Annotated in this window: 16 protein-coding genes; 5 read left to right on the top strand and 11 right to left on the bottom strand. The window is 70.2% G+C overall.

The features are described 5' to 3' along the window. Positions 1-2: 2 nt before the first annotated feature. The 4 genes from JHW38_RS07235 (at position 3) to JHW38_RS07220 (ending at position 5,366) form a co-directional block, all read left to right on the top strand. Positions 3-1,424, top strand: a complete 1,422-nt coding sequence (locus tag JHW38_RS07235; RefSeq protein ID WP_207525301.1) for an HlyD family type I secretion periplasmic adaptor subunit — start codon at positions 3-5, stop codon at positions 1,422-1,424. 320 nt (positions 1,425-1,744) lie between these two features. Next, positions 1,745-2,032, top strand: coding sequence for a hypothetical protein (locus tag JHW38_RS07230; RefSeq protein WP_207525300.1), 288 nt, complete (start codon positions 1,745-1,747; stop codon positions 2,030-2,032). Positions 2,033-2,230: 198 nt separating this feature from the next. Further along, positions 2,231-3,643: a DNA repair protein RadA gene (gene radA, locus JHW38_RS07225; RefSeq protein ID WP_207525299.1), complete on the top strand. Its 1,413-nt coding sequence runs from the start codon at positions 2,231-2,233 to the stop codon at positions 3,641-3,643. Between the two features lie 202 nt (positions 3,644-3,845). Then, complete coding sequence (locus JHW38_RS07220) at positions 3,846-5,366, top strand: hypothetical protein (RefSeq protein WP_207525298.1); 1,521 nt, start codon at positions 3,846-3,848, stop codon at positions 5,364-5,366. Between the two features lie 88 nt (positions 5,367-5,454). On the opposite strand, the gene JHW38_RS07215 is transcribed toward JHW38_RS07220, so the two are convergent. The 4 genes from JHW38_RS07215 to JHW38_RS07200 all read right to left on the bottom strand — a co-directional run bounded on the left by JHW38_RS07215 (position 5,455) and on the right by JHW38_RS07200 (position 6,916). Then, the gene (locus JHW38_RS07215; protein ID WP_207525297.1) at positions 5,455-5,859 is read right to left on the bottom strand and encodes a glutaredoxin family protein; all 405 of its coding nucleotides are present in this window, start codon (positions 5,857-5,859) and stop codon (positions 5,455-5,457) included. An 85-nt stretch (positions 5,860-5,944) separates the two neighbouring features. After that, positions 5,945-6,178, bottom strand: coding sequence for a hypothetical protein (locus tag JHW38_RS07210; protein ID WP_207525296.1), 234 nt, complete (start codon positions 6,176-6,178; stop codon positions 5,945-5,947). Positions 6,179-6,472: 294 nt separating this feature from the next. Continuing rightward, the gene (locus tag JHW38_RS07205; RefSeq protein WP_207525295.1) at positions 6,473-6,673 is read right to left on the bottom strand and encodes a hypothetical protein; all 201 of its coding nucleotides are present in this window, start codon (positions 6,671-6,673) and stop codon (positions 6,473-6,475) included. A 33-nt stretch (positions 6,674-6,706) separates the two neighbouring features. Next, complete coding sequence (locus JHW38_RS07200) at positions 6,707-6,916, bottom strand: hypothetical protein (RefSeq protein WP_207525294.1); 210 nt, start codon at positions 6,914-6,916, stop codon at positions 6,707-6,709. A 284-nt stretch (positions 6,917-7,200) separates the two neighbouring features. Here JHW38_RS07200 and JHW38_RS07195 point away from each other — a divergent pair, with 284 nt between their 5' ends. Beyond that, entirely contained in the window at positions 7,201-8,946 is a 1,746-nt protein-coding gene (locus tag JHW38_RS07195) for a hydrogenase maturation protein (protein WP_207525293.1), read from the top strand. 73 nt (positions 8,947-9,019) lie between these two features. On the opposite strand, the gene JHW38_RS07190 is transcribed toward JHW38_RS07195, so the two are convergent. The 7 genes from JHW38_RS07190 to JHW38_RS07160 form a co-directional block, all read right to left on the bottom strand. Further along, positions 9,020-9,235: a hypothetical protein gene (locus JHW38_RS07190; RefSeq protein WP_207525292.1), complete on the bottom strand. Its 216-nt coding sequence runs from the start codon at positions 9,233-9,235 to the stop codon at positions 9,020-9,022. 279 nt (positions 9,236-9,514) lie between these two features. After that, positions 9,515-11,107 (bottom strand): DHA2 family efflux MFS transporter permease subunit, encoded by a 1,593-nt coding sequence (locus JHW38_RS07185; RefSeq protein ID WP_207525291.1) that lies wholly within the window; start codon positions 11,105-11,107, stop codon positions 9,515-9,517. Positions 11,108-11,447: 340 nt separating this feature from the next. Continuing rightward, positions 11,448-12,644: an efflux RND transporter periplasmic adaptor subunit gene (locus tag JHW38_RS07180; RefSeq protein ID WP_207525290.1), complete on the bottom strand. Its 1,197-nt coding sequence runs from the start codon at positions 12,642-12,644 to the stop codon at positions 11,448-11,450. After that, a complete protein-coding gene (locus JHW38_RS07175; RefSeq protein WP_207525289.1) occupies positions 12,641-14,161 on the bottom strand; it encodes an efflux transporter outer membrane subunit in 1,521 nt (506 codons plus the stop codon). The genes JHW38_RS07180 and JHW38_RS07175 overlap by 4 nt, the downstream gene beginning before the upstream one ends. Before the next feature lie 3 nt (positions 14,162-14,164). Next, on the bottom strand, positions 14,165-14,623 hold the full coding sequence (locus JHW38_RS07170; protein WP_207525288.1) for a MarR family winged helix-turn-helix transcriptional regulator: 459 nt from the start codon (positions 14,621-14,623) through the stop codon (positions 14,165-14,167). 294 nt (positions 14,624-14,917) lie between these two features. Continuing rightward, the gene (locus JHW38_RS07165; RefSeq protein WP_207525287.1) at positions 14,918-15,604 is read right to left on the bottom strand and encodes a CPBP family intramembrane glutamic endopeptidase; all 687 of its coding nucleotides are present in this window, start codon (positions 15,602-15,604) and stop codon (positions 14,918-14,920) included. Between the two features lie 43 nt (positions 15,605-15,647). After that, positions 15,648-16,448: a cytochrome C assembly family protein gene (locus JHW38_RS07160; RefSeq protein WP_207525286.1), complete on the bottom strand. Its 801-nt coding sequence runs from the start codon at positions 16,446-16,448 to the stop codon at positions 15,648-15,650. Positions 16,449-16,533 lie beyond the last annotated feature (85 nt).

The raw sequence follows: 16,533 nt of genomic DNA, 5'->3' as shown, positions 1-16,533 counted from the left end.
TCATGAAGCATGTCGTTCAAGGCGTCGGCGATTTCGCCGCGCACTACGCCCGGGTGTTCAAGGCGGCCTGGTCGGCGCGCCGCAGCCTCGATCCGCCGCGCCGCAGCGCCGACGAACTGGCGTTCCTTCCGGCGCACCTGGAACTGATCGAAACTCCGCTGTCGCCGCTGCCGGGCTGGACCATGCGCGCGATCGTCGCCTTGTTCGCGATCGCGCTGGCGTGGGCCTGCATCGGCCAGCTCGACATCGTCGCGGTGGCGCAGGGCAAGACCGTGGCCGGTTCGCGCACCAAGGTGTTGCAGCCGGCCGAGACCGCGGTGGTGCGCCGGATCCTGGTGCGCGACGGCCAGGCGGTGAAGCACGGCCAGCTGCTGATCGAGCTGGACGCCACCGCGGCCGCGGCCGATCGCGAAAAAGCCGATGAAGCCCTGACCAGCGCGCGTCTGGCCGAACTGCGGCTGAGCGCGCTGGCCGCCGCGCTGGACGGCCGCGGCGAGCCGCGGCTGGCGCCCGATCCGGCGCTGCCGCCGGCGCGCCTGCGCGCCGAACAACAGTTGGCGAGCAGCGAGTTCCAGGCCTACCGCGCCAAGCTCGGCAGCCTGGAAGCGGCGATCGGCCAGCGCCAGGCCGAGCTGCGGACCGTGGGCGCGGCGATCGTTCCGCTGCAGCGCAACGCGGCGATCGCCAAGGGCCGCGCCGAGGACTACGCCGGGTTGATCGAAGGCCGATACGTCGGCCGCCACGAGTACCTGCTGCGCGAACAGGAGCGCATCGCCGCCGAGCGCGACCTGGCGACGCAGCGCAGCCGCCTGCACGAGACCCGGTCGGCGCTGGCCGGCGCGCGCGAACAGCTCGCCGCGTTGATCGCCGACACCCGCCGGCAGACCCTCGACGCCTTGCGCGAGGCGCGCGAACGGGTCCGCCAGTTCGCGCCCGAAGTGGCCAAGACCGGACAGCGCGACCGGCTAATGCGGCTGCGCGCGCCGGTCTCCGGCACCGTGCAGCAACTGGCCGTGCACACCGTCGGCGGCGTCGTCGCGCCGGCGCAGGCGTTGCTGGCGGTGGTGCCGGCGGAAGACGCGCTCGAAGTCGAGGCGAGCGTGCTCAACAAGGACATCGGCTTCGTCCGCCCCGGACAGACCGCGACGATCAAGATCGAAAGCTTTCCGTACACCCGTTACGGCTACCTCACCGGCACGGTCGAAAGCGTGTCGCACGATGCGGCCCAGGACGAAAAGCTCGGCCTGGTGTTCCCGGCGCGGGTGCGGCTGTCGAAAGCCAGCCTGAGCATCGACGGCGTCGAGGTCCGCCTGAGCCCGGGCATGGCCCTGAGCGTGGAGATCGCCACCGGCAAGCGGCGGGTGATCGATTACCTGCTCGGTCCGCTGCGCCAGCACGCGGGCGAGGCCTTGCGCGAGCGCTGAGGCCGGGGAGCGGCCTTGATCGGGCGGGCCGCCGAAGGTTCATGACGACCGTTGCGATCCGGGCGAGGCCATGGTCGCGGTCCGACCTAGCCGCGGTGTCGCACGCCGATGCGGTTTGTCGCGGGCGGCGCCGGACGACCGCAGCGAAGGCGGCGGGCCGGCCGGGACTGTCATCGTCTTGCATAGAAGGTGAACTCAAATTCGAAAACGATTCAGCTTTACCGATTCGCAATCCCGTCTTCACCCGTTTTTATCGGCCGTCTCGACACCATGCGCCGGCCCGCAACACAGGCGCCTCAGGCAACAAGGCAATGACGAAAATGCGCATAGACGTATTCGTGGTAGGCGACAACGAGGGGTATGTGGTCGCTCCGTCCGACAGTTGGCTGCCGCTGGACGAAATGAAAGCGCTCGGCGCGCTGCGCTTCGGCTGGACCATCGACACCGCGCTGGCCCGGCCGATGCTCGACTGGCGCGCGATCGGCAACGACATCGACGCGCGCGGCTACAGCATCGTCGCGACCAGCGACGTCAGCGGCCTGCTGGCGATGCCGCAACAGCACCTGCGCGCGATCTATCCCGAGCAGCACCGGCCGATCGCGGCCTGATTCCGGCCGCGCCCGATTTCGATCGGGCCTGATTCCGACTTGGCCTGATCCGCCCGGCCCAGCCAGCCCGGCCCGACTAAGGGCCCAGCCTGTCATCGAACCGCCCGACGCCGGCGCCCCGCGCGGGCGCCGGCCGTCTCGCGCGCTGCGACCGGCAGCGGCTAAAGTGCGGCTTTACCCGCGCAGTCGCCGTCCGCCATGTCCAAGCCCCCCGCCAAAACCGCCGCGTCGAAGGCGCGCACCGCTTACGTGTGTTCCGAATGCGGCGCCGACTACAGCAAATGGCAGGGCCAGTGCGGCGAATGCGGGGCCTGGAACACGCTCAGCGAATTCGTGGTCGAGCCGGCGGCCAAGGGCGGCGCGCCGAACCTCGCCGCCAGCCGCCGCACCAGCTGGGCCGGGCGCGCCGACGCGCCGGCGGTGACCGCGCTGAAGGACGTCACCCATCAGGAAGAAACCCGCGTCACCACCGGCATCGGCGAATTCGACCGGGTGCTCGGCGGCGGCCTGGTCCACGGCGCGGTGGTGCTGGTCGGCGGCGATCCCGGCATCGGCAAGTCGACCCTGCTGCTGCAGGCGATCACCCGCATGGCCCAGACCCTGCCGGGCCTGTACGTCACCGGCGAGGAATCGCTGTCGCAGGTCGCCGGCCGCGGCGCGCGCCTGGGCCTGCCGCTGGACGGCGTGCATGCGCTGGCCGAGACCTGCGTCGAACGCATCCTCGAACACGCCTCCAAGATGAAGCCGGCGCTGATCGTCGCCGACTCGGTGCAGACCTTGTGGACCGAACAGCTCGGCGCCGCGCCGGGCTCGGTCAGCCAGGTGCGCGAGAGCGCGGCGCGGCTGGTGCGCTACGCCAAGGAAACCGGCACCGCGGTGTTCCTGGTCGGCCACGTCACCAAGGAAGGCGGCATCGCCGGCCCGCGCGTGCTCGAGCACATGGTCGACGCGGTGCTGTACTTCGAAGGCGAGAGCGGCAGCCGTTTCCGCGTGCTGCGCGCGTTCAAGAACCGCTTCGGCGCGGTCAACGAACTCGGCGTGTTCGCGATGAGCGACAAGGGCCTGCGCGAAGTGCCGAACCCCTCGGCGATCTTCCTGTCCGGCAGCCGCGCGCCGCAGCCGGGCAGCTGCGTGATGGTGACCCGCGAAGGCACCCGCCCGCTGCTGGTGGAAGTGCAGGCGCTGGTGGACTCCTCGCCGCTGTCGAACCCGCGCCGGGTCGCGGTCGGCATGGAGCAGAACCGGCTGGCGATGCTGCTGGCGGTGCTGCATCGCCACGGCGGCATCGCGGTCGGCGACCAGGACGTGTTCGTCAACGTCGTCGGCGGCATCCGCGTGCAGGAAACCGCGGTCGACCTGCCGCTGCTGCTGGCGGTGCTGTCGTCGCTGCGCGACCAGCCGCTGGCCGAGCAGACCATCGCCTTCGGCGAGGTCGGCCTGTCCGGCGAGATCCGCCCGGTGCCCAACGGCGAGGACCGGTTGAAGGAAGCCGCCACTCATGGCTTCAAGCGCGCGATCGTGCCCAAGAGCAACGTGCCGCGCGGCGGCCGGGTGGGGGAAATGGAGGTCATCGCGGTGGAGCGGTTGGCCGAGGCGCTGGAGGCGATCTGAGCGCAGCGGCCCGGCTGGCGCCGAACACCGCTGCGCCGATTCGGGCCAAGCCGATTCAAGCCAGGCCGATTCGGGCCAAGCCGATTCGGGCCGCGTCGTGCTGCGGCGGACCGGACCGGTCCGCGCCTGCCCCCGCCCGTTCCAAGTTCCCGAGCCGGCGATCCTGCGCAGGCTCCTCATTGCGACAAGGAGTCGTACCGACATGCAACGTCGTCATTTCCTGGGCGCCCTCCCGGTAGGGCTGGCCGCCGCCGCCGCGCCTGCCGCGCTGGCCAATCCGCCGGCCGAACCGGTCTACAAGGGGTCCGTCAACGCCACCGATTTCGGCGTCGTCGCCGACGGCAGCACCGACAACGCCGCGGCGATGGCCCAGGCCATCGACTATTGCACCCGCCGCGAGCTGGAACTGGTGCTGCCCAGCGGCGACATCGCGCTGTTCGGCGGCCTGACCATCGACGCCGTCGACGGCAGCGAAGGCATCAAGATCCGCGGCACCGATGCCGGCACCCAGGGCAGCCGCCTGCTGATCCGCGCCAACGCGCCGGCGCTGACGATCAAGGCCCAGTGCACGCTGGAGAACTTCGGCATCCTCGGCGATGCCGTCGCGCTCGGCGCCGGACGCGAACAGCAGGATGGCGTGTTGCTGTACGGGGTCAAGCCGGTCGACGCGCAGGGCCGCAACCCGGGCATCGGCAACGTCTACCTGCGCAACATCGTGTTCGACGGCTGCCAGAACAGCATCCACGTGTTCGGCGTGGTGTTCTATTCCTACTTCGAGAACATCCGCTGGTTCGCCTGCGTCAACGCCCACGTCAACGGCGCGGGCGTCGCAGCCACGGACAAGGCCGGCTACGCGCTGCAGTTCTTCCAGTGCCAGATGACCTCGGGTCAGGGCAAGTACGGCTTCTATCTGGAGAACGCCGGTTCGGTGATCCTGTCCGACTGCATGATGTCGCCGGCCAAGCTCAGCGAAAACTGCTTCCGCCTGGTGTCCAACGCGGCTCTGTCGGGCATCCATCAGATCGACAACACTGTGTTCGAAGCTTCGGTCAAGGCGGCGTTGCGCATCGACGGGCAGGGCGGGGCCTGCCGTTTCGTGTTCTGCTCCAACAGCTACTTCAATCAGGCCGGCATCGATGCCGACGCGATCGAGCTGTACGACGCCGAACATCTGTACTTCGCCAATTGCTACATCTCCGGCACCAACGCCGGGCTGACCTTCCGCGGCCGGGCCAAGCGCATCAATCTGGCCAACTGCGAGTTCCAGATCGCCGGCAACGTGCCGGTGGTGCGGACCCTGCCGGGTTCGTCGGTGCACGGGCTGGACATCGTCGCGCCGAACTACGACGGCGGTCAGCGCTTCCTGGAGCTGGGCAACGCCGCGGTCGGCCAGATCTCGCGGATCCACGTCAGCGGCGGCACGCTCGGAGTCAGCGCCACGCCGGTGAACTGCCAGCCGCAGGACGCCAACAAGGTCATGGTGCTCAACACCAACAACCAGCAGACCCGCGGCGGCGGGGTGGCCGCTTTCGGCGGCGGCAATTCGTTCGCGATCGCCCACGGCCTGCTCGGCCGGCCCGCGCGCTTCAGCGTGACGCCCGCGAACGCCGCGGCCGGCGATGCCGAAATCCGTTATGTGGAGGCGGACGAAAGCTTCATCCGCGTGCAGTGCAAGAACGCGGCCGGCGGCGAGACCAAGTGGGCCTGGCAGGCGGAAACCTGAAGCCCGCCGCGCGCGCGGGCGCCGCGATGCGGCGTCCGCGCGCTCCTGCGGCCCGCGCTTTCCGGCGCGGCGCCGCCGCGACTTCGGATCAGGCCTTCTTGCCGTGCTTGTCCAGCAGCTCGACCAGCTTGGCCTCGTCGAAGCCGCGCATGCTCTGGTCGCCGATGTAGATCACCGGCACGCTCTTGATCTTGAGCCCGTCGGCTTCCTTGCGCGCGACTTCGTCCTTGTCGATGACCCGCTCGACGTAGCGCACGTTGCGCTTGTCCAGCAGTTCCTTGGCCTTGTGGCAGAACGGGCAGGTCGACAGCGAGTACAGCACGATGTCGCCGCCGGCCTTGGCGTAGACGGCGGAGTAGTCGCCCTGCTCGAGCTCGACGCCCTTGCCGCCGCCGAGCAGGCCGGTGTTGCGCACCAGATAACCGGCGCCGACGCCGAGGGCCAGGGCCAGGGCGACGACGGCGATGGTGGTCAGGATCGACTTGAAATTCATTCCTTGTCCTCGGTGGATCGTGGCGAAATGGAGCCCGCGCCGCTGGCGGCGTGGGCGAGGGATCGAAGCGGCCGCGGCGCGGCGCTCAGCCGCGGCAGCCGCAGGCGTTGACGCAGCGCTGGCGTTCGCGGAAGCAGTCGCTGCCGCCGCCTTCGGCGCGGCACTGGTCGTAACGGGCGATGCAGTCCTGCCAGCACAACGCGCACTGTTCCGGGGTGAGCCCGGCGAACGCGCTGAGCGAGAACGCCAGGCCGAAGCAGAAGGCCAGGCCGGCGAGGCGACGGGCCGCGCGTGCGCGGCGGAAAGCGGCGGTCAACATCACTGTTCCTCCCTGTGCCCGTCTGTGGGCGCCTGGGCGTTATAGCACCGCGCCGCGCGCGTTCCATGTCCCGTCGGCACGGCAGATGTGATGCCGGTTGCGGAACGCCGGCGAATCCTGTCGTTTCCGACAGTGCGCGCCGCTGCGCGCGCGCTGCGCCGCGGCGGCGCGTGCGCGCTTTGCGCTGCGCTGCGGCACGGGTTTGCGCGAACGCGCGGCGACGGCGCGCGCCGCCGCGTACGGCCCGGGCGGACGCGCGCGTCCGCCCGGGCCGAGCGCTCAACGACGGCGGCTTCAGACCTGACAGCCGCAGGCCCGGGTGCAGGCGCGCAGGTTGGCCTTGCAGAACGGATAACCGTCGAAGTTGCATTGCTCGTACTGCTCGTAGCAGGCGTCCGTGCAAGCCTGGCAATCCTGCTGGGCGAACGCGCCGAGCGAGAAGGCCATACCGAAACAGAACGCGGCGGCGACGGCGAAACGGTTGTGCTTGAACATGGTCGTGTCCTTGGGTGACGGTGGCGGTGGCGATCAGGGCAACTGGCAGTTGCAACGCTTGCGGCATTCGACATAAGCCGCGAGGCACTGTTCCTGCGGCGTGCCGGCAGCGCGGCATTGCGAACGCTCGACCAGACAATTGCGGTAGCAGTCTTCGCAGGCGCTGGCGAACGCGCTCAGCGAAAACGCCACGCCGCAACAGAACGCGGCGACGGCGAGGGTACGGCGGGTGCTGGCGAACATCGATCTCTCCTTGTGCGATGGGAGGAACGCTCCTCATGAGCGGGTGGCGGCCGGCGCGCGGCCGCAGCGGTCGCGGATGCGGCGCGACCGCTGGGGCGAACGCGCTATGGCGAGACGGTCGGCCACCGCACGGCACTTTCGAGACGACTTTCTTGTGGAACGGCGATGCGCGTCGTAAATCCGCAAGCTCGCTGCGATGCAGCAGAAATCTGTGATCTCGACTCATGTTTATGAACACTCATTGGCACACATTCGAGACTTCGTAGGTGACAGGGGGATGGACCATGTCGCTGCGCATCGTGTTCTTGTGCACTGCGTTCAATGGACTGGCCCAGCGCGCCTGGGCCGAACTCACCGAGCTGGGCCACGAGGTCGCGGTGCACGCGACTTCCGACGCCGACACCATGCGCGCCGCGGTCGCGCGCGAGCGCCCGCAGCTGATCGTCGCGCCGATGCTGAAGTCGGCGATTCCCGAAGACATCTGGAGCCGCCACACCTGCCTGATCGTGCATCCCGGCATCGTCGGCGACCGCGGCCCGTCGTCGCTGGACTGGGCGATCCTGGAAGGCGAAACCCAGTGGGGCGTCACCGTGCTGCAGGCGGCGGCGGAAATGGACGCCGGCGACATCTGGGCCAGCGCCGGTTTCGCCGTGCGCGGCGCATCCAAGAGCGAGCTGTACCGCCACGAAGTCACCGACGCGGCGGTGCGCGCGCTGCTGCAGGCGGTGGAGCGTTTCGAAGCCGGCGGCTACGCGCCGCAGCCGCTGGATTACGCCGACCCCGAGGTGCGCGGGCGGCTGCGCCCGAGCATGCGCCCGGGCGACCGCGCGCTGGACTGGGAGATGGACAACGCCGCGCTGCTGGCGCGGATCCGCTGCGGCGACAGCGCCCCGGGCGCGCGCGGCGAAATCGCCGGCCTGCGCTGCCAGGTGTTCGGCGCCCACGTCGAACCGGCGTTGCGCGGCCGTCCCGGCGAACTGCTCGGCCGCCGCGAAGGCGCGGTGTGCGTGGCCAGCGGCGACGGCGCGCTGTGGCTGAGCCATCTGCGCGACAAGGACGGGATCAAGCTGCCGGCGACCCAGGTGCTCGGCGAGGCGCGCCTGCGCGGCGTGGCCGCGCGCGCGCTCAAGCCGGCGACCTCGGTGGCCGGCCGCCGCGACCACGGCTACCGCCAGATCCGCTACCGCGAAACCGGCGCGGTCGGCTACCTGCATTTCGATTTCTACAACGGCGCGATGTCGACTCTGCAGTGCGACCGCCTGCGCACCGCGTTCCTGCACGCGCGCCAGCGCCCGACCCGGGCGATCGTGCTGCTCGGCGGCGGCGACCTGTGGTCCAACGGCATCCACCTCAACACCATCGAGGCGGCCGCCGACCCGGCGCTGGAATCGTGGCGCAACATCCTGGCGATGAACGCGCTGGTGCGCGAGATCGTGCTGACCGATTCGCACCGGGTGGTCGCGGCGATGCAGGGCAACGCCGGCGCCGGCGGGGTGATCCTGGCGCTGGCCGCCGACGAGGTGTGGGCGCGCCGCGGCGTGGTGTTGAACCCGCACTACCAGGGCATGGGCGGCCTGTACGGCTCGGAGTACTGGACCTATCTGCTGCCGCGCCGGGTCGGCGACGCCGTCGCCCAGGAACTGACCCAGGGCCTGCGTCCGATCGGTGCGCCCGCGGCCGAGCGCATCGGCCTGATCGATGCCGCCTTCGGCGCCGGCGGCGCCGATTTCCTCGCCCACGTCGAACAGCGCGCCGAACGTTTGATCGAGCCCGGCGCCTGCCGCAAGGCGCTGGCGGCCAAGCGCAAGCGCCGCGCCGACGACGAGCGGCGCAAGCCGCTGGAAAGCTACGGCGCCGAAGAACTGGCGCACATGTACCGCAACTTCTTCGGCCCCGACCGCAGCTACCACGAGGCGCGCCGGCGCTTCGTGCGCAAGCAGGCGGCGGCGCCGTGCGAGGCCGGCGAGAGCTTCGCCGGCGAACGCGCGGGCGCCGCGGGCGCGACGCTGGCGGTGCGCGCCGGCGCCTGATCGCTGCGCGCCGCGCGCGCGCGGATGCGGCAGGCCGGAAGCGCCGGCCTGCCGCGGGCCTTGCCGCGACGGTTCAGGGCATCTCGCAGCCACAGCCCTTGCCGCACTGGGTGAACTGCGAGGAGCAGGCCCAGCCGTCGCCGTATTGCTGCTTGCAGTCCTCGTACTGGGCGATGCAGCGGTTCCAGCAGGTGTTGCACACGCCGGCCATCGCGCTCATCGAGAACGCGAAACCGAAGGCCAGGGCGGCGAGTGCGGGCAGTCCGAGCTTGCGCGAGCGGGTCTTCATGAAACTCTCTCCTGGATGCGTTCGCGCGCTCCGGAAGTGGAGCGCGCGGCGCCGGCGAAGCCGCGAGACCCGGGCGACACCGTGGGGACAGGTTCGCGGTCGCGGCTGGTGACCGAAGGCAATCCTTCGGGGCGCCGTTTCAAGACTCGCAATGCGCGGAGAAAACGGATCACGCCCACGGCCATTCGCAGGCGGCGCGGCTGCGCGCGTTGCGGCTCCGCAAAAAGCGAACGGGCCGGATGACCGGCCCGTTCGCATGCTTTGGGTTTTTCGCGCGGCTCAGTGCCCGCCGGCCGCCGCAGCGCCGCCGCCGACCTTGGCCGTGAACGGCGGCTTGGCCAGCCACACGAACGCGGTCACCACCACGAACAGGATGCCGATCAGGTACAGCATCTCGTTGAAGCCGATCTGCGCGGCCTGCTGCGAGATCATCTGGTTCAGCGCCAGCGCGCCGCGGGTCGGGTCGCCGCGGCCGAGCTGGTCGACGGTCTGCTGGATCTGCGGATCGTAGGCGCCGATGTGCTCGGTCAGCTGGGCGTGGTGGATGGTGCTGCGCTGGTTCCAGGCCCAGGTGGTCAGCGAGGCGGCGAAGCTGCCGCCGAGCGTTCGCACGAACGTCGCCAGACCCGAGCCCGCGGCGATCTCGTGCGGTTCCAGATCCGACAGCAGGATCGTCAGCACCGGCATGAAGAACAACGCCACGCCGAGGCCTTGCCACAACTGCACCAGCGCGACGTGGTGGAAGTCGACGTCGAGGTTGAAGCCCGAACGCACGAAGCTGGTCGCGGCCATGACCATGAACGCGCCGGTGGCGACCCAGCGCAGGTCGAAGCGCGCCGCGTACAGGCCCACGAACGGCGTCAGCAGCACCGGCAGGATGCCGATCGGCGCGGTCGCCAGGCCCGCCCAGATCGAGGTGTAGCCCAGATTCCGTTGCAGCCACAGCGGCACCAGCAGGCCGATCGCGAAGAACGCCGAATAGGCCAGCACCATCGCGGCGGTGCCGCTGGCGAAGTTGCGGTGGCGGAACAGGCGCAGGTTGACGATCGGGTCGCGCTCGGTCAGTTCCCAGATCACGAACACCGCCAGCGCGATCACCGCGACGATGGTCAGCACGACGATGGTGGTGGAGTTGAACCAGTCCTCGTCGTTGCCCAGGTCGAGCATGATCTGCAGCGCGGCCACGCCGATCACCAGCATCGCCAGGCCCATGTAGTCCATCTTCGGGTTGTCCAGCCGCTCCGGGCGGCCGCGCAACTGGTTGCCGACGACGACGCTGGCGAAGATGCCGATCGGGATGTTGATGAAGAAGATCCACTCCCAACTGTAGTTGTCGGTGATCCAGCCGCCGAGGATCGGGCCGGCGATCGGCGCGACCACGGTCACCATCGCCAGCAGGGCGATGGCCTGTCCGCGTTTGTGCGGTGGATAGATCGAGATCAGCAGCGCCTGGGTCACCGGATACATCGGCCCGGCGACGAAGCCCTGCAGCGCGCGCGCGGCGACCAGCAGGCCCATGCTGTTGGCCAGGCCGCACAGGAACGAGGCGATCACGAACAGCAGCGTGGCCCACATGAACAGCTTGCGTTCGCCGAACTTGCGCGTGAAGAAACCGGTCAGCGGCAGCGCGATGGCGTTGCTGACGGCGAACGAGGTGATGACCCAGGTGGCCTGATTGGCGCTGCCGCCGAGGTTGCCGGAGATGGTCGGCAGCGACACGTTGGCGATGGTGGTGTCGAGCACCTGCATGAACGACGCCAGGGCCAGGCCCAGCGTGGTCAGCGCCATGTTCGGCGGCTTGAAGGCGGCTTGCGGCTGCGCGGGGGGCGCGGCGGGGCCGGAGGGGCCGGCGTTAGCGGTGGTGGCGGACATGGAACGTGCCTGTTGAGTCGGGGGCCTGATCGCTCAGGACGGGCCGCGCGGAACGCGCGGGGCCGCGGATCGTGTCGTTGCGGCGGCGCAGGCTCGGACCGGCGCTGCCGGACTTCGCTGCGGCGCCGTTGCGGGAGAGCCGCAACGGCGCGGCGCAACTTCGCAGGTACAGCGGAAGCGCAGGCGGGGACGACGTGGGGGAGGTGCCCGCCTGCGCCTTGCGGCGATGCAACGTTTCGCTTCGATCCCGATGCGGGGGAGGGGACATCGGCCGATGCGGACGCAGCCCGCGCCACAACGCGGACGCACGCGCCTCATGCGCGCGCGTCCGCTTCCATCCTCAACCGTGCTGCACGCCCGGCAGGTTCTCGCGCACGATCTTGTCGATCATCGCATCGGCGTCGTGCAGCTGCTTGGCGTAGGCCTGGGTGCTCAGCACCGGCTTGGCCGGCGGCGCGCTGGCCAGCACCGCGCCGTTCTGGTCGCGGATGGCGACGTCGACGTGCATGCTCAGGCCCAGGCGCAGCGGGTGTTCGGCCAGTTGCTTGGGCTCGATCTCGATCCGCACCGGCACGCGCTGGATGATCTTGATCCAGTTGCCGCTGGCGTTCTGCGCCGGCAACAGCGAGAACGCGCTGCCGGTGCCCAGGCCCAGGCTCATCACCTTGCCGTCGTAACGCACCTGCGAGCCGTACAGATCCGAATGCAGCTCGACCGGTTGGCCGATGCGCATCTTGGCCAGCTGGGTCTCCTTGAAGTTCGCGTCGACCCACACTTCGTTGAGCGGGATGATCGTCATCAGCGCCGTGCCCGGCGCGACCCGCTGGCCCAGCTGCACGTTGCGCTTGCCGACGTAGCCGTCGACCGGCGCGACGATGGCCGAGCGCTGCAGGTTCAGATACGACTGACGCAGCTGCGCGGCCGCGGCGGCGACCTGCGGCTGGCGCGCGACGGTGGTCGCGTCGACCAGGGCGCGGTTGCGCGCCAGGCTGCCGCGCGAAGACGACAGCGCCGCTTCGGCCGCGGCCAGATCGTCGCGGGCGTGGGCCAGCTCCTCGGCCGAGACCGCGCCGCCGGCGACCAGGCCCTCGCGGCGCTTGACGTCGGCGCGGGCCTTCTGCACCGCGACTTCGCGCGCCGACAGATCGGCCTGGCCGGCGTCGACCGCGCTGAACAAGCCGCGCACCTGGCGCACGGTGTTGGCGAGGTTCGCCACCGACTGGTCGTAGGCGACTTGCGCGTCGTTCGGATCCAGCTGCACCAGCACCTGGCCGGCGACGACCTTCATGCCGTCGTCGGCGCCGATGCTGACCACGGTGCCCTGCACCTGCGGGGTGATGTTGACGACGTTGCCCTGCACGTAGGCATCGTCGGTGTCCTGATGCCAGCGCAGCACCAGCATGTAGTACAGCGTCCAGGCCACCGCGGCGATCACCACGACGGTGAGCAGGATCAGCAGCGCCTTGCGGCGCTTGCCGTTCTTCGGCGGCGCGGCCGGTGCGGCCGCGGCGGCATTGGGATTGACTTCGGTCGTCATGGCGTGGGGGCCTTGGCAATAGCGTTGTTAGCGGAAGTAGCGTCGGGAACGGTCGCGGCGACCGGGTCGGGCGGGCTCAGTTGCAAGCCGCCGCCGAGGGCGCGATCCAGATCGATCTGCGCGCCGAGCCGCTGCGCGCGCAGCGAGGTCAGTTGCTGGTCGAGTTGCAGCAGCGGGCGCTGCGCGGTCAGCACGTCGATCTGGGTGCCCAGGCCGGCGCGGTAGCGGGTGGTGGCGATCTGCCAGGCCTGCTGCGCGGCGTCGCGCGCCTGCTGCGCCGAAGCCAACTGGCCCTGCAGCGAGCGCGAGGACTGGACCGCGTCGGCGACTTCGCGCAGCGCGCCGATCAGGCTCTGGTTGTAGTTGGCCACGGCCAGGTCGTAGTCGGCGTCGCTGCCGGCCAGTTCGTTGCGCAGCCGGCCGCCGTCGAAGATCGGCATGCTGATCGCCGGGCCGCCCTGGTACAGGCGCGCCTGGCTGGTGAACAGGTCGGACAGATGCGCGGTGGCCAGGCCGACGATCGCGTTGAGGTTCACGGTCGGGTAGAAGTCGGCCTTGGCCGCCTTGATCCCGTGCGAAGAAGCCTCCACGCGCCAGCGCGCGGCGACCACGTCCGGGCGGTGGCCGAGCAGTTCGCTCGGCAGCACGTCCGGCACGCCGGCGGCGTTGTTGGCGAGCAGGGTCGGGCGGGCGATGTCCAGACCGCGGTCCGGGCCCTTGCCGAGCAGCGCGGCGAGCGCGTTGCGGGCGGCGTCGATCTGCTGCTGCGCGGCCTGGATCTGCTGGTCGGCGCTGGCGCTGGCGCTTTGCGCGTTGCGGATCTGCAATTGGTTGTCGAGGCCGGCCTTGACCCGCTGCTGGCCGAGGCCGAGCAGTCGGTCGGAGCGCTGCTTCTCGGCCTTGGCCACGTCCTGCGCTTCGAACGCCTGGGCCAGCGAGACGTAGCTGCGGGCGATGTTCGACGACAGGGTCAGGCGCGCGGCCTGGGCTTCGACTTCGGCCGCGCGCGACTGGCCCAGCGCGGCCTGCCAGCGCGCGCGCTTGCCGCCCCACAGGTCGGGCGAGTACTTGAAGCTCAGCATCAGCACGTCGGCGCCGAGGTACTTGCCGCCGATCGGGTCCGGCGCCAGGGTCTCGGGCAGATGCGCGCCGGAGTACTGCGCGCTGCCGCCGAGGGTCGGCTTGCGCGCCGCGTCGGCGAGGCCGGCCTGGGCCACCGCCTGGCGCACGCGCGCGTCGGCCGCGTCCAGGCTCGGCGAGCCGGCCAGGGCTTCGTCGATCAAGCCGTTGAGTTGCGCGTCGCCGAACGCGGTCCACCAGTCGCGCTGCGGGAACGCGGCGGCGGACAAGTCGGCGACGGCGAGGCTGCGCTTGGCCTCAAGCGTGTCGGCGTCGAGCGAGCGGCCCGACGGCTGCAAGCCGCGGGTGCTGGCGCAACCGGCGAGTATCAGCGCCGCGGCCAGCGGCGTGAGCACGTAAAGCAGCCCGCGGCGCGGGCGAGTGTCGTTGGCGGACATGGCTCAGGAACCGGAAAGAGAGAGGTTGTCGCGGACCTGTTCGAGCAAGCGGTACAGCTGTTCGCGGTCGGAGTCGCTGAGCCCGGCCATCGCGCGTTCGCGCACGCGGCGGCCGCACTGGTCGATGTCGGCCCAGATCGCGGTGCCGGCTTCGGTCAGGTGAATGTTCAGCGCCCGGCGGTCGTCCGGATCGGCGACGCGCGCGACCAGGCCGCGGCTTTCGAGCTTGTCGAGCAGGCGGGTCATGGCGCCCGGATTGAGCTGGGCCGCTCGCGCCAGTTCGGTGACCCCGGCGGTGCCGATGGCCAACTCCTTGAGGGTGATGAACTGGCTGAAGGTCAGATCGTGGCCTGCCTGGGCCAGCTCGCGCTCCATCTGCGCCCACATCGCGTCGCGCACTTGGCGGAACAGCAGGCCGAGGTTGGAGGTGGAGCAGGGCTGGGTGGGGGTCGGGGTCGTCATGGCGCGGCATGTTGCTCGCCCGCGCAATAGTTGTCAATGCAAATATTGAGCTAGCAAAAGGCCCGTTCAGCAAGTATAGAACGGGCGTGCGGATGCCGGCTCGGGCCGTGTTTATCGCCCAAGATATTGATCGAAATGGATATTTTTCGTGGGCGCAAAGTTGTGACCAAAGCGGTCGAATACTGACCGTTTCGCCAGCGCTACGATTTGTTGCGCCGCAACAGGCCAAATCCGGCTAAGGCAGGCCGACGAACGGGCGCCTGCGGCCGACCGGGCGCAGCGCCCGAACGGCGCTCAGGCCGCGCCGAGCGCCCAGGCGTCGAGCACGATATGGGCCAGCACCAGCGGCCACAGCCGGCCGGTGACCGCGTACAGCCAGGCGTAGGCCAGGCCCATCGGCACGATGCTGATGACGCCGACGTCGCCCTGATAGAGGTGATAGGCGACCCGGATCGCGGTGCTGAGATGGATCGCGGTCCACATCGAGCGCTTGTCGCGCATCGCCGCGATCAGGTAGCCGCAGACCAGGGCTTCCTCGTAGAAACCGTTGACCGCCGACACCGCCAGGATCAGGGGCCAGTCCATCCCGGCCTGCACCGGCACCGCCTCGTCGGGCGCGCGGGTTTCCAGGCCGACGCTCGCGGCGATCATCTGCGCCAGCCAGAACAGCAGCGCCGTGCCCAGCGCCAGCGACAGGCCCGGCAGCACGTCGCGCCAGGACGGCGGCGATCCGAGCCGGCTCCAGGTCCAGCCGCGCTCGCGCAGGAACAGGCCGATCATCGCCAGGATCGGGAGTTCCATGCACAGCACGCCGGCCAGCCAGTTCGGGTCGACCGTCTGCGCGTCGGCCGGCTGCGGCGGCGCCACGCCGAGGTTCGACAGCGCCATGCTCACGCTGGAGGCGATCGTCCAGCCGAACGCCAGGGTCAGCACGCCGATGAATTCGCTGCGGTCCGACAGCGATTTGATCCAGTGGCCCATCAGGCTTTCCTTGCGCCGGCGGTGAGGTCTGGAGGCGTTGCGCTCAAACCCGCCGCAGCACCAGTTCCAGCACGAACTTGCTGCCGAAGAACGCCAGCACCAGCAGCGCCATCGCCGCCAGGGTCCAGCGCACCGCGACCACGCCGCGCCAGCCGTAGCGCCAGCGTCCCAGCAGCAGGCCGCCGAACGCCAGCCACGACAGCACGCTGAGCACGGTCTTGTGCACCAGGTGCTGGGCCAGCAGGTTCTCCACGAACAGCACGCCGGTCAGCAGGGTCGCGGTCAGCAGGGCGAAGCCGACCGCGATGGTGCGGAACAGCAGGCTCTCCAGTTCCACCAGCGGCGGCAGCGCGCGCAGCCAGCCGTGGAATTCGCGCCGGCGCAGCGCGCGTTCCTGCAGCCACAGCATCATCGCGAACAGCGCCGCGACCGCCAGGGTCGCGTAGGCCAGCAGCGCCATCCACGCGTGCAGCTGCAGGCGCCAGTCCAGCGGCTCGGGGTGCTGGACGTGGCCGTACAGCTGGTAGGCCAGCAGCATCAGCGCCGACAGCGGAAACACCACCACGCCGAGCGCGGCCATGCGCCCGGTCGCGCCGACGATCGCGGTCAGCACCGACATGCCGAGCCCGACCAGCGACAGCGCGGCGAAGAAATGCAGGTCGGCGCCGCCGGCGCTGCCGGCCGCGCGCCAGGCCATCAGATGCGCCAGCCCGTGCAGCAGCACCGCCAGATTGGCCGGCAACAGCCAGCCGCGCGCGCCGCGGCCGCCGTCGCGGCGCACCGCCGACACCAGCAGGCCGCACGCGCTCAGGTACAGGGCGATGGCGATGAGAACGATTGTCATCGAAGGAGTGTGGCATAGCGGCGCGGCGATCCGTAGCGCCGGCGCTGGCGCGACGCCGGGCAGAACGCCGCAGCGAGGCGGCCGG

The sequence above is a fragment of the Lysobacter enzymogenes genome (genome assembly GCF_017355525.1).
GTDB classification, from domain to species: domain Bacteria; phylum Pseudomonadota; class Gammaproteobacteria; order Xanthomonadales; family Xanthomonadaceae; genus Lysobacter; species Lysobacter enzymogenes_C.
This window is presented reverse-complemented; position numbering and strand designations above follow the sequence as displayed.

Bases quoted from the DNA above. Each gene is read 5' to 3' on its own strand.
- JHW38_RS07195 (WP_207525293.1), top strand. From the start codon at position 7,201: ATGTCGCTGCGCATCGTGTTCTTGTGCACTGCGTTCAATGGACTGGCC.
- JHW38_RS07215 (WP_207525297.1), bottom strand. From the start codon at position 5,859: ATGAATTTCAAGTCGATCCTGACCACCATCGCCGTCGTCGCCCTGGCC.
- JHW38_RS07230 (WP_207525300.1), top strand. From the start codon at position 1,745: ATGCGCATAGACGTATTCGTGGTAGGCGACAACGAGGGGTATGTGGTC.
- JHW38_RS07185 (WP_207525291.1), bottom strand. From the start codon at position 11,107: ATGTCCGCCACCACCGCTAACGCCGGCCCCTCCGGCCCCGCCGCGCCC.
- radA (WP_207525299.1), top strand. From the start codon at position 2,231: ATGTCCAAGCCCCCCGCCAAAACCGCCGCGTCGAAGGCGCGCACCGCT.
- JHW38_RS07165 (WP_207525287.1), bottom strand. From the start codon at position 15,604: ATGGGCCACTGGATCAAATCGCTGTCGGACCGCAGCGAATTCATCGGC.
- JHW38_RS07180 (WP_207525290.1), bottom strand. From the start codon at position 12,644: ATGACGACCGAAGTCAATCCCAATGCCGCCGCGGCCGCACCGGCCGCG.
- JHW38_RS07200 (WP_207525294.1), bottom strand. From the start codon at position 6,916: ATGTTCGCCAGCACCCGCCGTACCCTCGCCGTCGCCGCGTTCTGTTGC.
- JHW38_RS07220 (WP_207525298.1), top strand. From the start codon at position 3,846: ATGCAACGTCGTCATTTCCTGGGCGCCCTCCCGGTAGGGCTGGCCGCC.
- JHW38_RS07210 (WP_207525296.1), bottom strand. From the start codon at position 6,178: ATGTTGACCGCCGCTTTCCGCCGCGCACGCGCGGCCCGTCGCCTCGCC.
- JHW38_RS07205 (WP_207525295.1), bottom strand. From the start codon at position 6,673: ATGTTCAAGCACAACCGTTTCGCCGTCGCCGCCGCGTTCTGTTTCGGT.
- JHW38_RS07170 (WP_207525288.1), bottom strand. From the start codon at position 14,623: ATGACGACCCCGACCCCCACCCAGCCCTGCTCCACCTCCAACCTCGGC.
- JHW38_RS07160 (WP_207525286.1), bottom strand. From the start codon at position 16,448: ATGACAATCGTTCTCATCGCCATCGCCCTGTACCTGAGCGCGTGCGGC.
- JHW38_RS07190 (WP_207525292.1), bottom strand. From the start codon at position 9,235: ATGAAGACCCGCTCGCGCAAGCTCGGACTGCCCGCACTCGCCGCCCTG.
- JHW38_RS07175 (WP_207525289.1), bottom strand. From the start codon at position 14,161: ATGTCCGCCAACGACACTCGCCCGCGCCGCGGGCTGCTTTACGTGCTC.
- JHW38_RS07235 (WP_207525301.1), top strand. From the start codon at position 3: ATGAAGCATGTCGTTCAAGGCGTCGGCGATTTCGCCGCGCACTACGCC.